This window comes from Silvania hatchlandensis, from assembly GCF_025564065.1.
GTDB lineage: Bacteria > Pseudomonadota > Gammaproteobacteria > Enterobacterales > Enterobacteriaceae > Enterobacter > Enterobacter hatchlandensis.
Map to the genome: position 1 here is coordinate 206,981 of NZ_JAMGZK010000050.1, position 14,253 is coordinate 221,233.

Below are 14,253 nucleotides of genomic sequence, written 5' to 3' on the forward strand. Positions count from 1 at the left end.
ATCACGATGATAGTGTTCTGATTAAATTGGAGAAGTCTTCTTTAATGTCGTGGCTTTCTTCGCGCAGCTGCTCGATCTTACGACAGGCGTGCAGCACGGTAGTGTGGTCACGGCCACCAAACGCATCGCCGATTTCCGGCAGACTGTGGTTGGTTAATTCCTTTGCCAGCGCCATCGCCATCTGACGCGGTCTCGCAACCGAGCGGGAACGACGTTTAGACAGCAAATCCGCCACTTTAATTTTGTAGTACTCCGCCACCGTCTTCTGAATATTGTCGATGGTGACCAGCTTTTCCTGCAGCGCCAGCAGATCGCGCAGCGCTTCACGCACGAAATCGATGGTGATCGCCCGGCCGGTAAAATTGGCGTTTGCGATCACACGGTTCAGCGCGCCTTCCAGCTCGCGCACGTTAGAGCGCAAACGCTTGGCGATAAAGAACGCTACTTCGCCCGGCAGACGAATGTCGTTCTCGTCGGCCTTTTTCATCAGGATCGCCACGCGGGTTTCCAGCTCCGGCGGCTCGATCGCCACCGTTAAGCCCCAACCGAAGCGTGATTTCAGGCGATCCTCAACCCCGTTGATCTCTTTTGGATAACGATCCGAGGTCAAAATGATCTGCTGATTGCCTTCCAGCAGGGCATTGAAGGTGTGGAAAAACTCTTCCTGAGATCGTTCTTTATTAGCAAAGAACTGAATGTCATCGATCAGCAGCGCATCAACGGAACGGTAGTAGCGTTTAAACTCTTCGATCGCGTTATTTTGCAGGGCTTTTACCATGTCCTGCACAAAACGTTCGGAGTGCATATACACCACTTTCGCATTGGGCTTACGCGCAATGATGCCGTTACCTACCGCATGCAGCAGGTGCGTTTTACCCAGACCGGTGCCGCCATACAGGAACAGCGGGTTATACGCGCCGCCGGGGTTATCGGCCACCTGACGGGCCGCCGCGCGCGCCAGCTGGTTTGACTTACCTTCGACGAAGTTATCGAACGTGTGTTTGAGATTAACGTTGGAGCGATAAGTTGGCTCCGCAGGGGCCGGAACGTTGTCCCAGCCAGAGCGCGGGGCAGGTGCTACGCGCGGCATCTGAATCTGCGCAGTATGGGCAGGCGCAGCGGCAACGGTCGCTTTCAGGGTTTGGGTGACCGGTCTGGTACCCACTTCGAAACGCAACTGTGGGGCATCGGTACCGCAAAATTCGTTTAGTAGTCCATTGATGTTATTGAGGTATTTGTCCCTGACCCAATCGAGCACAAAACGGTTTGGCGCATACAAAGCCAGCGTGTTATCGCTCAGTTCCGCCTGCAACGGGCGGATCCACATACTGAATTCTGTGGCTGGTAACTCATCCTGCAATCGGGCAAGACATTGCTGCCAAAGCGAAAGTGACACGGCGGACTCCACTCGAACATAAAAAGAAAGCTATTGAATAGTCATGATTGTAGACACACGTCGAAAAGACCCGGCGTTTAAGGGTGACGTGCGAACCGCTCTCGGCGGTTTTTACCCGTTCAGGATCCTGGATCGCGATCGGGACCGCGGATCATAGCCTAAACTGAGCCAGAGATCTTGTGTTTCTCACAGTTTCTTCCCTATTTATCCACAGGAGGATCCGAAACCGGATAAGTGTAATCGATCCTGATGGAAGGCCCCCACGATTTAGGCCGTATAGTGGAAAAATTAATGAGTAACGACGCTTTTTTGCTTAAAAGATCTAACGAAGATCCGGGACGATCCTTGCGCTTTGATCTGGAGCCCGTATAATCCTCCACCCGGCGCGCGGGAGTCGAATTCCTGTGTCTGGCGCTGCTTATTTTACGCGCGAAAAGGTGCGGAAAGACGCAGGAAATAAGGAAAGAGAATTGACTCCGGAGTGTACAATTATTACAATCCGGCCTCTTTAATCACCCATGGCTTCGGTGTCCATCGTTCGTTATCCGTTCGGACTCCTCAAAAAGCCATTGAATTTATTCAAGTTTAGGTAGAAATCGCCATGAAACGCACTTTTCAACCGTCTGTACTGAAGCGCAACCGTTCTCACGGCTTCCGTGCTCGTATGGCTACTAAAAATGGTCGTCAGGTTCTGGCACGTCGTCGTGCTAAAAGCCGTTCACGTCTGACCGTTTCCAAGTAATTAAGCTAACCCCTGAGTGGTTAAGCTAGCATTTCCCAGGGAGTTACGTTTGTTAACTCCCACTCATTTCACTTTCGTCTTCCAGCAGCCACAACGGGCTGGCACGCCGCAAATCACCATCCTCGGCCGCCAGAATTCGCTGGGGCATCCCCGCATCGGTCTTACAGTCGCCAAGAAAAATGTTAAGCGTGCGCATGAACGCAATCGGATTAAACGTCTGACGCGTGAAAGCTTCCGCTTACGTCAACATGAACTCCCGTCTATGGATTTCGTGGTGGTGGCGAAAAAAGGGGTTGCTGACCTCGATAATCGTGCTCTCTCGGAAGCGTTGGAAAAGCTATGGCGTCGCCATTGTCGCCTGGCTCACGGTTCCTGATAGCCCTTATCCGGGTCTATCAACGCCTGATCAGTCCGCTGCTTGGGCCGCACTGCCGTTTCACTCCAACCTGTTCAAGCTACGGAATTGAGGCATTGCGCAGGTTTGGAGTGATAAAAGGCAGTTGGTTGACGGTGAAACGCGTATTAAAATGCCACCCTTTACATCCCGGTGGAGACGACCCCGTCCCCCCAGGACCTTTTGATACCAGAGAACACTAACGATGGATTCGCAACGCAATCTTCTTATCATCGCTTTGCTGTTCGTGTCTTTCATGATCTTCCAGGCTTGGGAGCAGGATAAAAATCCTCAACCTCAGCAGCAGATCACGCAGACAACGACCACCGCAGCGGGTAGCGCCGCCGACCAGGGCGTACCGTCCAGTGGCCAGGGTAAACTGATTACGGTTAAGACCGATGTGCTTGAACTGACTATCAACACCCGTGGTGGTGATGTTGAGCAGGCGCAGCTGGTAACTTACCCGAAAGAGCTCGCCTCTACTGAGCCTTTCCAGTTACTGGAAACCACGCCGCAGTTTATCTACCAGGCACAGAGTGGCCTGACCGGTCGTGATGGCCCGGATAACCCGGCTAATGGCGCGCGTCCGCTGTATAACGTCGATAAAGATGCGTTTGTACTGGCGGATGGCCAGAACGAACTCGCGATTCCGATGACTTACACTGATGCTGCTGGCAACACCTTCACCAAAACCTTCACCCTGAAACGCGGTGAATATGCGGTGAGCGTGGGCTACAACGTGCAGAACACCGGTGCGAAACCACTGGAAGTCTCCACCTTTGGCCAGCTGAAGCAAACCATCAATCTGCCGACGCACCGTGACACCGGAAGCAACAACTTCGCGTTGCATACCTTCCGTGGCGCAGCATACTCCACGCCAGATACCAAGTACGAGAAATACAAATTCGACACCATCGCCGAAAACGAAAACCTGAACGTCAGCTCGAAAGGCGGTTGGGTGGCGATGCTGCAACAGTATTTCGCGACAGCATGGGTACCGAATAACGCGGGCTCCAACAACTTCTACACCGCTAACCTGGGCAACGGCATTGCCGCTATCGGCTATAAGTCTGAGCCGGTTCTGGTTCAGCCGGGTCAAACCGGTACGCTTGGCAGCACCCTGTGGGTGGGCCCGGAAATCCAGGACAAAATGGCTGCAGTGGCGCCGCACCTGGATCTGACCGTAGATTACGGTTGGTTGTGGTTCATCTCTCAGCCGCTGTTCAAACTGCTGAAGTGGATCCACAGCTTCCTGGGTAACTGGGGCTTCTCGATCATCGTTATTACCTTTATCGTTCGTGGCATCATGTACCCGCTGACCAAAGCGCAGTACACCTCCATGGCGAAGATGCGTATGCTGCAGCCGAAAATTGCGGCGATGCGTGAGCGTCTGGGCGATGATAAGCAGCGTCAGAGCCAGGAGATGATGGCCCTGTATAAAGCAGAGAAAGTGAACCCACTGGGTGGTTGCTTCCCGCTGCTGATTCAGATGCCAATCTTCCTTGCGCTGTACTACATGCTGATGGGTTCCGTTGAACTGCGCCACGCGCCGTTCGCCCTGTGGATCCATGACCTGTCTGCACAGGACCCGTACTACATCCTGCCGATCCTGATGGGTATCACGATGTTCTTCATTCAGAAGATGTCGCCTACCACTGTGACCGACCCGATGCAGCAGAAGATCATGACCTTTATGCCGGTCATCTTCACCGTGTTCTTCCTGTGGTTCCCGTCAGGTCTGGTGCTGTACTATATCGTCAGCAACCTGGTAACCATTCTGCAGCAGCAGCTGATCTACCGTGGTCTGGAAAAACGTGGCCTGCATAGCCGCGAAAAGAAAAATTCCTGATTCGGTTAGGCTGTAGCTAAAATAAAGGCGGTCATCAGACCGCCTTTTTTTATTGCCATTTGATGAGACAAACCATGAGCCATAACGACACGATCGTCGCCCAGGCAACCCCACCGGGACGCGGTGGTGTGGGCATTCTGCGCATCTCTGGCCTGAAGGCGCGCGAAGTCGCCGAAGCGGTGCTGGGTAAGCTGCCAAAACCCCGCTACGCCGACTACCTGCCGTTTAAAGATAACGACGGTACCGCGCTGGATCAGGGCATTGCGCTGTGGTTCCCGGGGCCAAACTCCTTTACCGGTGAAGACGTGCTCGAACTGCAGGGCCACGGCGGCCCGGTGATCCTCGATCTGCTGTTAAAACGTATTCTGACCCTGCCCGGCCTGCGCATTGCCAGACCGGGCGAGTTCTCCGAACGGGCCTTCCTGAACGACAAGCTGGACCTGGCCCAGGCCGAAGCGATTGCCGATCTGATTGACGCCAGCTCCGAGCAGGCCGCGCGTTCGGCGCTCAATTCGCTGCAGGGCGCTTTTTCCGTCCGCGTAAACCATCTTGTGGAAGCGCTCACTCACCTGCGCATCTACGTGGAAGCCGCGATTGATTTCCCGGATGAAGAGATCGACTTCCTGTCTGATGGCAAAATCGAAGCTCAGCTGAACGGCGTTATGGCCGATCTGGATGCGGTACGTGCTGAGGCGCGTCAGGGCAGCCTGCTGCGCGAAGGGATGAAGGTAGTGATTGCCGGGCGTCCGAACGCCGGAAAATCGAGCCTGCTTAACGCCCTTGCGGGTCGCGAAGCGGCGATTGTTACCGACATTGCCGGTACCACCCGCGACGTGCTGCGTGAACACATTCATATCGACGGTATGCCGCTGCATATCATCGACACCGCCGGTTTACGCGATGCCAGCGACGAAGTGGAGCGGATCGGTATCGAACGCGCCTGGCAGGAGATCGAGCAGGCCGACCGTGTACTGTTTATGGTTGATGGCACCACCACTGCGGCGCTTGACCCGGCGGAGATCTGGCCGGACTTTATCGCCCGCTTGCCTGCTAACCTACCGATCACCGTGGTGCGTAACAAAGCGGACGTCACCGATGAAGCACCGGGCCTCAGCGAGGTGAACGGTCACTCACTGATCCGTCTGTCGGCACGCACCGGCGAAGGCGTGGACGCGCTGCGCAGCCATCTGAAACAGAGCATGGGCTTTGATACCAGCATGGAGGGCGGTTTCCTTGCCCGCCGTCGTCATCTGCAGGCGCTGTCCGCTGCTGCCGAGCACCTGGAGCAGGGCAAAGCCCAACTGCTGGGTGCCTGGGCGGGTGAACTGCTGGCGGAAGAGCTGCGTCTGGCGCAGCAGGCGTTAAGCGAGATTACCGGTGAGTTTACCTCGGACGATCTGCTGGGGCGGATTTTCTCCAGCTTCTGTATTGGTAAGTAACTGCGCTTCAGTCATCTGAGAAAAAGCCGCATAACCACCCTGTTATTGCGGCTTTTTTTTGCCGGTTAGAAAAAATAATAACGTATGTGACTATCTATTCTATATTACTAAAATAAATAGCAATCCCGATTATTATATTAACTGTGATTACAATCACAATTAATATATCGGCAGATAGACAAACAATCTCATTAGAATAATGTATATGCGTGTCTAATGAGGATAAATCAATGCCGATTACCTTAAATACATACATCACGTCTAAGTGGTTTAATGTTGACAATAAAATTGTCAATCACCACCCATAATCTCCCTTCGCCTCTGATTCTCTATGCAACCTGAATAGATTACACATCTATTTGATGGGTATGCCTTAATTATTGCGCTTATAAAGCTGCGATCGTGCCTTTGCATCTATCAGTCTTTGAGGATTATCCCCTCGGCTGAGATGAGTAATGGCCGGCATACTCTTACCTGTATTAATGGTTATCAATAATAACCATCAGCACCGCTGCGAAAAAAAAGGACGCTATAATGGAAAACTTCAAACATTTACCAGAACCATTTCGCATCAGAGTCATTGAGCCGGTTAAACGCACCACCAGAGAGCACCGTGAAAAAGCTATCATCAAATCGGGTATGAACCCGTTCCTGCTTGATAGCGAAGATGTGTTTATTGATTTACTTACCGACAGCGGTACCGGGGCCGTGACCCAAAATATGCAGGCCGCAATGCTGCGCGGCGACGAAGCCTATAGCGGGAGCCGGAGTTACTACGCATTGTCCGAAGCGGTAAATACTATTTTTGGTTATCAATATACTATCCCTACCCATCAGGGCCGCGGCGCTGAACAAATTTATATTCCTGTCTTAATCAAAAAACGTGAACAGGAAAAAGGATTAGACCGGACTAAAATGGTCGCCTTCTCTAACTACTTCTTTGATACCACGCAGGGACACAGCCAAATAAATGGCTGCACCGTGCGCAACGTTTATATTAAGGAAGCGTTTGATACCGGCATCCGCTATGACTTCAAAGGTAACTTTGACCTGCAAGGGTTAGAACGCGGCATTGAGGAAGTGGGCGCGAGCAACGTACCTTATATTGTTGCCACGATCACCAGTAACTCTGCCGGGGGGCAACCTGTTTCGCTGGCCAACCTGAAGGCGGTTTACGCGATCGCTAAAAAATATGATATCCCAGTGGTAATGGATTCCGCGCGCTTCGCCGAAAACGCCTATTTTATTCAGAAGCGCGAAGCGGAATATAGAGACTGGAGCATTGAAGAAATTACCCGCGAAACCTACAAATACGCGGATATGCTCGCCATGTCAGCGAAAAAAGACGCGATGGTTCCCATGGGCGGCTTGCTGTGCATTAAAGATGACCGCTATTTCGACGTTTACACCGAATGCAGAACCCTTTGCGTCGTCCAGGAGGGCTTCCCGACTTACGGTGGCCTTGAAGGTGGTGCGATGGAACGCCTTGCGGTTGGTCTCCATGACGGTATGAATCAGGACTGGCTGGCATACCGTACGAATCAGGTTCAGTACCTGGTCGACGGACTGGAATCCATTGGCGTAATTTGTCAGCAAGCGGGTGGCCATGCCGCGTTTGTGGATGCCGGAAAGTTACTGTCGCATATTCCTGCAGAGCAGTTCCCGGCTCAGGCGCTGGCTTGTGAATTATATAAAGTGGCAGGTATTCGGGCAGTTGAAATCGGTTCGTTTTTATTAGGCCGCGATCCGAAAACAGGTCAGCAGCTACCCTGCCCGGCTGAATTATTGCGTTTAACGATTCCGCGTGCAACCTACACGCAATCACATATGGACTTTATTGTCGAAGCCTTTGAGCATGTCAAAGAAAATGCAATGAATATTAAAGGGCTGACATTCACCTACGAACCGAAAGTATTACGTCACTTCACTGCCAAACTCAAAGAAGTTTAACCTGCTGTCATTGGGTGGCGAACGTCCGTTTGCCACCCGCACATAATTAAATAAATTAACAACATCAAGCTTACCATAATTGATGGGGGCACTATGGAAAACACGTTAGAGTTAGAGACTAAGCACTCCGCTGTCTGGGGTGTTATGGTGATAGCAGGTACCGTTATTGGCGGGGGAATGTTTGCTTTACCCGTGGATCTGGCAGGGGCATGGTTTTTTTGGGGGGCGTTTATTTTAATAATAGCCTGGTTCTCAATGCTTCACTCGGGTTTGTTATTATTAGAAGCGAATCTTAATTATCCAGTCGGTTCAAGTTTCAATACCATCACAAAAGATCTGCTCGGCAATAAATGGAATGTTGTCAGTGGCATTACGGTTGCATTTGTTCTCTATATACTGACTTACGCTTATATCTCCGCCAACGGCGCAATCATCAGCGAAACCATTGCGATGAATCAGGGGACGCATGTTAATCCCCGTATCGTGGGGATATGTACGGCAATCTTTGTTGCAGCCGTATTGTGGTTTAGTTCATTAGCCGCCAGCAGAATTACCTCGCTCTTTTTAGGTATTAAGATTATTTCCTTTATCGTTGTTTTTGGATCATTCTTCTTCCAGGTTGATTATTCAATATTAAGAGACCTCAACGTTAGTGCGAGCAGCAACACGACCTATTTCCCATATATCTTTATGGCACTGCCGGTATGTCTGGCATCGTTTGGCTTTCATGGCAACATTCCAAGCCTGATCATTTGCTACGGCAAGCGCAAAGACAAACTGATAAAAAGCATTGTTCTCGGCTCGCTGCTGGCCCTGGTTATCTATCTGTTCTGGTTGTATTGCACGATGGGCAACATCTCCCGCGATAGCTTCAATGAGATCATCTCCTCCGGGGGGAATGTCGATTCATTAGTGAAATCCTTCCTCGGTACCCGGCAACATGGGGTGATCGAATTTTGCTTGCTGGTGTTCTCAAATTTAGCCGTGGCCAGCTCATTTTTTGGCGTGACATTAGGTTTGTTCGACTATCTTGCTGACCTCTTCAAACTCGATAATTCACCGTCTGGTCGCCTGAAAACAATCCTGCTGACTTTCCTGCCACCCGCCATCCTCTACTTAATTTTCCCCAATGGTTTTATCTATGGAATTGGTGGCGCAGGGCTGTGTGCAACAGTATGGGCCGTCATTGTCCCCGCCTTTCTCGCATTGAAAGCGAGACAAAAATTCCCGAACAAGATGTTCACCGTCTGGGGCGGCAAGGTTATCCCGTCGATCGTGATCCTGTTCGGTGTCGTGGTCATTTTCTGCTGGTTCGGCAGTACCTTTAATTTCTTACCGCGCTTTGGCTGAATCTGACTAAAACTCTGCCAGCCATCTCACCCTGAGATGGCTTTCCTGGCAGGAAATCACCATTGTCCAAATGGCAACTCGCCACACCCCCGTTATCCCCCTATGCTGCTTGCCTGCATCTATGGGGGATTTATGGCTCGTTTTCTGTTTTGTAGTTTTGCGCTGGTGCTGCTGTATCCATCAGGGATTGATATGTATCTGGTGGGGCTTCCGCACATCGCCCGGGATCTGGGCGCCAGCGAAGCACAGCTGCATATTGCGTTTTCGGCCTACCTCGCCGGGATGGCATCATCGATGGTGTTTGCCGGGAAGATTGCCGATAAAGCGGGTCGGCAGCCTGTCGCCATCACCGGGGCGGTCATTTTTACCCTCGCCTCCGTGCTGTGCTCAATGGCACAGGACAGCCCCCTGTTCCTCACCGGGCGCTTTATTCAGGGTATTGGCGCAGGCGGCTGCTACGTGGTGGCCTTTGCGATTTTACGCGATACCTTAAGCGCCCAGCGCCGCGCCAAAGTGCTCTCTATGCTGAACGGCATCACCTGCATTATCCCAGTGCTGGCGCCGGTGGTGGGCTATCTGATTATGCTTAAGCTACCGTGGCAGAGCCTGTTCTGGACGATGGCGGCGATGGGTGCGCTGGTGTTTATCCTGTCGATTACGGTACTGAAAGAGACCCACCCGGGTTCGCAGAATGCGGGCCATAGCGCCACGCGGCCGCCGGACGAAAAACTCCTGAACCGCTTCTTTATCAGCCGGCTACTGGTGACCACGCTAAGCGTGGCGGTGATCCTGACCTATGTAAACGTTTCCCCGGTGCTGCTGATGGAGGTGATGGGCTTTGATCGCGGGGAATATTCCACGGTGATGGCCTTAACGGCGATGGTCAGTATGGCGGTGTCGTTCTCGACGCCGTTTGCCCTGAATATCTTTAGCCAGCGCACGCTGATGCTGACTTCTCAGGTGCTGTTCCTGGCGGCAGGGGTGATTCTGGCGACCGCCAGTTCCCATGCCCTTATGCTGGCGGGGATTACCCTGATTTGCGCAGGTTTCTCCGTGGGCTTTGGCGTTGCGATGAGCCAGGCGCTGGGCCCCTTTGCCCTGCGCGCGGGGGTGGCAAGCTCGGTGTTGGGTATCGCCCAGGTATGCGGCTCTTCGCTGTGGATTTGGCTGGCGGCAATAATCGGGCTCAATGCCCTGAATATGCTGATCGGGGTGCTGATTGGCTGTAGCATGCTGTGCATTACCTTACTTTTGGTTATCCGGCCCGCAGCGCACTATGAAGAAACCCATCAGCAGTCTCGATCTTAATCTTTTGTTATGCCTGCAGCTTTTGCTGCAGGAGCGCAGCGTCACCAAAGCCGCAAAACGGATGAACGTCACCCCCTCAGCGGTGAGTAAATCGCTGGCTAAGCTGCGCGACTGGTTTGACGATCCGCTGTTCGTCAAAACCCCGCTGGGGCTGCTCCCGACACCGCTGACGGTGAGTCTGGAGCAGGATCTTGCCGACTGGATGCAGATTGGTAACCAGATCCTTGACAAATTCCATCATGACTCCCCCGGCGGCCTGACGTTCGAGCTGGCGGCAGAGACCCCGCTGATGCTGATCCGCTTTAACACATTGCTGGAACAGATTAATCAGCGCTATCCGCAGGCCACGGTCAAAATGCGCCACTGGGATTACGATTCACTGGACGCCATTACGCGCGGAGAGGTCGATCTCGGCTTTACCGGGCGGGAAACGCATCCGCGCTCCCGCGAACTGCTCAAGCTGATGCCGTGGTTTATCGACTATGAAATTCTGTTCAGCGACCGTCCCTGCGTCTATCTGCGCGAGGATCACCCCGCGCTGCAGGATGAGTGGAATCTGGAAACATTCCTGCGCTACCCGCATATCAGTATTTTCTGGGAGCGTAGCGACACCTGGGCGCTGGATGAAGTGTTAAGAGAGATGGGCCGCGAGCGCAATATCGCCATGAGTTTGCCGGGTTTCGAGCAGTCGATGTTTATGGCCGCGCAGCCGGGCCATAACTACATTGCCACCGCACCACAGTACTGCCATCACTATAATCAGCTCCACCAGCGCAAGCTGATTGCCCTACCGATCCCCTTCGATGACGCGCAGGCCGAGAAGCTCACCGTGCCCTTCACCCTGATCTGGCATAAGCGTAACAGCCTCAATCCGAAAATCCTCTGGCTACGGGAAACCATTAAGGCGCTGTATGGTTCACCACTGCGTTAGCAAGCGTATTTTTGACTAATAAAATGTAAAGTTCTGCCTCAGAACGTCTCTTCGCCTCATTTAGCCATTAAAACAGACGGAAAGTTAAGCGATAATGATGTAAGCGTTTAACATCACCACTGACCATTATCATGGAGCGAAAAATGGCTACGCATTTTGCAAGAGGGACTCTGACTGAGGGGCAGCTGGTTTCATCCCGACTCTCGTCATGCTGTCATAACGACGCGCGAAAACTCCCCGAACATCGTCGTACGCGGTTCCTCGCCTCCCGGGCGTTGCTCGCCGAACTGCTGTTTATGTTGTATGGTACCGGCGAGCTGCCGGAAGTGATCACCCAGCCGGAAGGGCGTCCTGTTTTTGCTGATCCGGATCTGCCGCGTTTTTCTATTGCCTACGCCGGAAATATCGTGGGTCTGGTACTGACGACCGAGGGCGACTGCGGACTGGACATGGAACTCCAGCGCGCAATACGCAACCTGCACGGCTCCCATGCCCACGATGATTACCCCCTCTCCAGCAATGAGAACTTATGGGTACGTAACCAGAACGATCCCAACGAAGCCAAAGCCCAGCTGATCACCCTGCGTCAGAGCATCCGTAAGCTGTCAGGCGACGCCAGTGATTGCGCCAGCCTGCTGCAGCTGTTACCCGGCTCGGGTCGCCTGCGCGCCGCCAAAGCCCCCGAAATTGAAGCCCTGAGCGATGCCGAAGACGTGCTAATCTGGTCGATTGCCGTCACCCCGGCCATTGAGCGACTCAAAATCTGGCAGTTTGATAGCCGCCTCGGCTGGCACAGTCTGCCGGATGTGCCCGCCCGCGCGAACGAACCCGAAGCACGCCTGATGCGCTTAACCAGTTTACCGATTGAAAAAGCCATTATCCTCAACTGACCCTTCAGGGCCATTATGATGAAGAAGGAGTAATCATGTCTGATACGCTGAACGTTGTTACGTTACTGGGAAGTCTGCGCAAAGATTCATTTAACGGGATGGTTGCCCGCACGCTGCCGAAGCTGGCACCCGCGGGAATGGCGATCGCTGCCCTGCCGTCGATCGGTGATATTCCGCTGTATGACGCCGATGTGCAGCAGGAAGAGGGGTTCCCGGCGTCTGTCGTCGCGCTGGCAGACCAGATTCGCCAGGCGGATGGCGTGGTGATTGTCACCCCGGAATATAACTACTCGGTACCGGGTGGCTTAAAGAACGCGATCGACTGGCTTTCTCGCCTGCCGGACCAGCCGCTGGCGGGTAAACCGGTACTGATCCAGACCAGTTCAATGGGGGCGATTGGTGGCGCGCGCTGCCAGTATCACCTGCGCCAGATCCTGGTGTTCCTGGATGCGATGGTAATGAACAAGCCGGAATTTATGGGCGGAGTGATTCAGAACAAGGTCGACCCGCAGACAGGTGAAGTGGTGGATCAGAGTACGCTGGACCATCTGACCGGTCAGCTGACCGCATTTGGGAAGTATATTCAGCGGGTGAAAGCGTAACTAAAAAACCCCTCTCGATAAGAGAGGGGTTTTGCATTAGTGCGCGTCGATAAAGGCAATCTTCAGAATGAACAGCAGTGCCACCACAATCACGCATGGGCTCAGTTCACGCCAGCGCCCGGTGCCCAGCTTCATCACACAGTAAGAGATAAAGCCCAGCGCAATCCCTTCGGTGATTGAGAAGCTGAACGGCATCATCACCGCGGTAATAAACGCCGGAACCGCTTCGGTCAGATCATCCCACTTCACGCGTGACAGGCTGGATGTCATCAGCACACCCACGTAGATCAGCGCGCCTGCAGCCGCATATGGCGGTACCATTCCGGCCAGCGGAGAGAGGAAGATCACCAGCAGGAACAGCAGGCCTACAACCACCGCGGTCAGACCGGTACGGCCTCCGACAGATACCCCGGAAGAGGATTCGATATACGCAGTCACAGAAGAGGTACCGATAAAGGACCCGGTCACGGAAGAGATACTGTCCACAAACAGCGCCTGCTTCATGCGTGGGAATTTCCCTTTCTCATCTGCCAGACCGGCTTTGTCGGTGACGCCGATCAGCGTACCGGAGGAGTCAAACAGGTTAACCAGCATGAACGAGAAGATTACGCCCGCCAGACCCAGATTCAGCGAGCCCGCCAGATCGACGTGGCCAATCACGGTGGTGACGCTCGGGGGCGCAGAGACGATCCCACCGTACTTCACATCGCCCAGCATCCAACCCAGCAGGGTGGTGACCACGATGGAAACCAGCACCGCGGCGTGAATGTTACGCGAGGCGAGAATCGCAATGATAAAGAAGCCCAGCACGCCCAGCAGCACGCTGTGCGAGGTCAGGTTACCAATGCTGACCAGCGTTTCCGGATTCGCCACGATCACGCCGGCGTTTTTCAGCCCCATCATGCCGATGAACAGGCCGATACCGCTGGTGATACCTACGCGCAGGCTGACCGGGATATTGGCAATCATCCAGTAGCGGACGCGGAAAATGGTCAGGATCAGCAGACCCACCGCACCCCAGAAGATTGCGCCCATCCCCACCTGCCACGGCAGGCCCATTGCCTGAACCACTACAAAGGCGAAGAAGGCATTCAGGCCCATCGCTGGCGCCAGCGCCACCGGTAGGTTAGCGAACAGACCCATCAGGATGCTGCCGAAAGCGGCGATCAAACACGTCGTTACGAAGACGGCGCTGGTATCCATGCCAGCAACGCCCAGAATTTGCGGGTTCACGAAAACGATATAGACCATCGTCAGGAAGGTGGTGAAACCGGCGATCACTTCGGTGCGTGCCGTGGTGCCGTGTTCGCGCAGTTTAAACACGCGCTCAAGCAAACCCGTTCCAGAAGACTGGGTAGTGTGTTGTTGACTCATCATCTATTTCCGAACAAGGAGGGAAAAT

General features: G+C 53.5%; 15 protein-coding genes. 13 read left to right on the forward strand and 2 right to left on the reverse strand.

Annotated features, from left to right (window positions below):
• Position 1: 1 nt before the first annotated feature.
• Positions 2-1,396 (reverse strand): chromosomal replication initiator protein DnaA, encoded by a 1,395-nt coding sequence (dnaA, locus tag M8014_RS14140; RefSeq protein ID WP_271283053.1) that lies wholly within the window; start codon positions 1,394-1,396, stop codon positions 2-4.
• A 291-nt stretch (positions 1,397-1,687) separates the two neighbouring features.
• Between dnaA and M8014_RS22860 the strand changes: the two genes are divergently transcribed.
• The 13 genes from M8014_RS22860 (at position 1,688) to M8014_RS14195 (ending at position 12,851) form a co-directional block, all read left to right on the forward strand.
• Complete coding sequence (locus M8014_RS22860) at positions 1,688-1,768, forward strand: hypothetical protein (protein ID WP_418939610.1); 81 nt, start codon at positions 1,688-1,690, stop codon at positions 1,766-1,768.
• Positions 1,769-1,997: 229 nt separating this feature from the next.
• On the forward strand, positions 1,998-2,138 hold the full coding sequence (rpmH, locus tag M8014_RS14145) for a 50S ribosomal protein L34 (RefSeq protein WP_002220736.1): 141 nt from the start codon (positions 1,998-2,000) through the stop codon (positions 2,136-2,138).
• A 16-nt stretch (positions 2,139-2,154) separates the two neighbouring features.
• Complete coding sequence (gene rnpA / locus M8014_RS14150; RefSeq protein ID WP_014072458.1) at positions 2,155-2,514, forward strand: ribonuclease P protein component; 360 nt, start codon at positions 2,155-2,157, stop codon at positions 2,512-2,514.
• On the forward strand, positions 2,478-2,735 hold the full coding sequence (gene yidD / locus M8014_RS14155; RefSeq protein WP_271266158.1) for a membrane protein insertion efficiency factor YidD: 258 nt from the start codon (positions 2,478-2,480) through the stop codon (positions 2,733-2,735). The genes rnpA and yidD overlap by 37 nt, the downstream gene beginning before the upstream one ends.
• Before the next feature lie 2 nt (positions 2,736-2,737).
• Positions 2,738-4,381: a membrane protein insertase YidC gene (gene yidC / locus M8014_RS14160; protein WP_271283054.1), complete on the forward strand. Its 1,644-nt coding sequence runs from the start codon at positions 2,738-2,740 to the stop codon at positions 4,379-4,381.
• Between the two features lie 74 nt (positions 4,382-4,455).
• Positions 4,456-5,820, forward strand: coding sequence for a tRNA uridine-5-carboxymethylaminomethyl(34) synthesis GTPase MnmE (mnmE, locus tag M8014_RS14165; RefSeq protein WP_271283055.1), 1,365 nt, complete (start codon positions 4,456-4,458; stop codon positions 5,818-5,820).
• Positions 5,821-6,050: 230 nt separating this feature from the next.
• On the forward strand, positions 6,051-6,128 hold the full coding sequence (gene tnaC, locus M8014_RS22865; RefSeq protein WP_418939611.1) for a tryptophanase leader peptide: 78 nt from the start codon (positions 6,051-6,053) through the stop codon (positions 6,126-6,128).
• 226 nt (positions 6,129-6,354) lie between these two features.
• The gene (tnaA, locus tag M8014_RS14170; protein WP_271283056.1) at positions 6,355-7,770 is read left to right on the forward strand and encodes a tryptophanase; all 1,416 of its coding nucleotides are present in this window, start codon (positions 6,355-6,357) and stop codon (positions 7,768-7,770) included.
• Positions 7,771-7,863: 93 nt separating this feature from the next.
• Entirely contained in the window at positions 7,864-9,120 is a 1,257-nt protein-coding gene (tnaB, locus tag M8014_RS14175; RefSeq protein ID WP_271283057.1) for a low affinity tryptophan permease TnaB, read from the forward strand.
• A 132-nt stretch (positions 9,121-9,252) separates the two neighbouring features.
• Positions 9,253-10,428, forward strand: coding sequence for an MFS transporter (locus tag M8014_RS14180; protein ID WP_271283058.1), 1,176 nt, complete (start codon positions 9,253-9,255; stop codon positions 10,426-10,428).
• Complete coding sequence (gene yidZ, locus M8014_RS14185) at positions 10,397-11,359, forward strand: HTH-type transcriptional regulator YidZ (protein WP_271283059.1); 963 nt, start codon at positions 10,397-10,399, stop codon at positions 11,357-11,359. Before M8014_RS14180 ends, yidZ begins: the two co-directional genes overlap by 32 nt.
• A gap of 143 nt (positions 11,360-11,502) precedes the next feature.
• Positions 11,503-12,249 carry a 4'-phosphopantetheinyl transferase family protein gene (locus tag M8014_RS14190; protein ID WP_271283060.1) on the forward strand — a complete coding sequence of 249 codons (747 nt, stop codon included), beginning with the start codon at positions 11,503-11,505 and terminating at the stop codon, positions 12,247-12,249.
• A 35-nt stretch (positions 12,250-12,284) separates the two neighbouring features.
• On the forward strand, positions 12,285-12,851 hold the full coding sequence (locus tag M8014_RS14195; protein WP_271283061.1) for an NADPH-dependent FMN reductase: 567 nt from the start codon (positions 12,285-12,287) through the stop codon (positions 12,849-12,851).
• A 36-nt stretch (positions 12,852-12,887) separates the two neighbouring features.
• On the opposite strand, the gene adeP is transcribed toward M8014_RS14195, so the two are convergent.
• A complete protein-coding gene (gene adeP, locus M8014_RS14200; RefSeq protein ID WP_271283062.1) occupies positions 12,888-14,225 on the reverse strand; it encodes an adenine permease AdeP in 1,338 nt (445 codons plus the stop codon).
• Positions 14,226-14,253 lie beyond the last annotated feature (28 nt).

What these genes read in the sequence shown, in the direction of transcription:
- M8014_RS22860 (WP_418939610.1), top strand. Translation starts at nt 1,688, where the DNA reads ATGAGTAACGACGCTTTTTTGCTTAAAAGATCTAACGAAGATCCGGGA.
- rpmH (WP_002220736.1), top strand. Translation starts at nt 1,998, where the DNA reads ATGAAACGCACTTTTCAACCGTCTGTACTGAAGCGCAACCGTTCTCAC.
- yidD (WP_271266158.1), top strand. Translation starts at nt 2,478, where the DNA reads ATGGCGTCGCCATTGTCGCCTGGCTCACGGTTCCTGATAGCCCTTATC.
- yidC (WP_271283054.1), top strand. Translation starts at nt 2,738, where the DNA reads ATGGATTCGCAACGCAATCTTCTTATCATCGCTTTGCTGTTCGTGTCT.
- mnmE (WP_271283055.1), top strand. Translation starts at nt 4,456, where the DNA reads ATGAGCCATAACGACACGATCGTCGCCCAGGCAACCCCACCGGGACGC.
- tnaC (WP_418939611.1), top strand. Translation starts at nt 6,051, where the DNA reads ATGCCGATTACCTTAAATACATACATCACGTCTAAGTGGTTTAATGTT.
- tnaA (WP_271283056.1), top strand. Translation starts at nt 6,355, where the DNA reads ATGGAAAACTTCAAACATTTACCAGAACCATTTCGCATCAGAGTCATT.
- tnaB (WP_271283057.1), top strand. Translation starts at nt 7,864, where the DNA reads ATGGAAAACACGTTAGAGTTAGAGACTAAGCACTCCGCTGTCTGGGGT.
- M8014_RS14180 (WP_271283058.1), top strand. Translation starts at nt 9,253, where the DNA reads ATGGCTCGTTTTCTGTTTTGTAGTTTTGCGCTGGTGCTGCTGTATCCA.
- yidZ (WP_271283059.1), top strand. Translation starts at nt 10,397, where the DNA reads ATGAAGAAACCCATCAGCAGTCTCGATCTTAATCTTTTGTTATGCCTG.
- M8014_RS14190 (WP_271283060.1), top strand. Translation starts at nt 11,503, where the DNA reads ATGGCTACGCATTTTGCAAGAGGGACTCTGACTGAGGGGCAGCTGGTT.
- M8014_RS14195 (WP_271283061.1), top strand. Translation starts at nt 12,285, where the DNA reads ATGTCTGATACGCTGAACGTTGTTACGTTACTGGGAAGTCTGCGCAAA.
- adeP (WP_271283062.1), bottom strand. Translation starts at nt 14,225, where the DNA reads ATGAGTCAACAACACACTACCCAGTCTTCTGGAACGGGTTTGCTTGAG.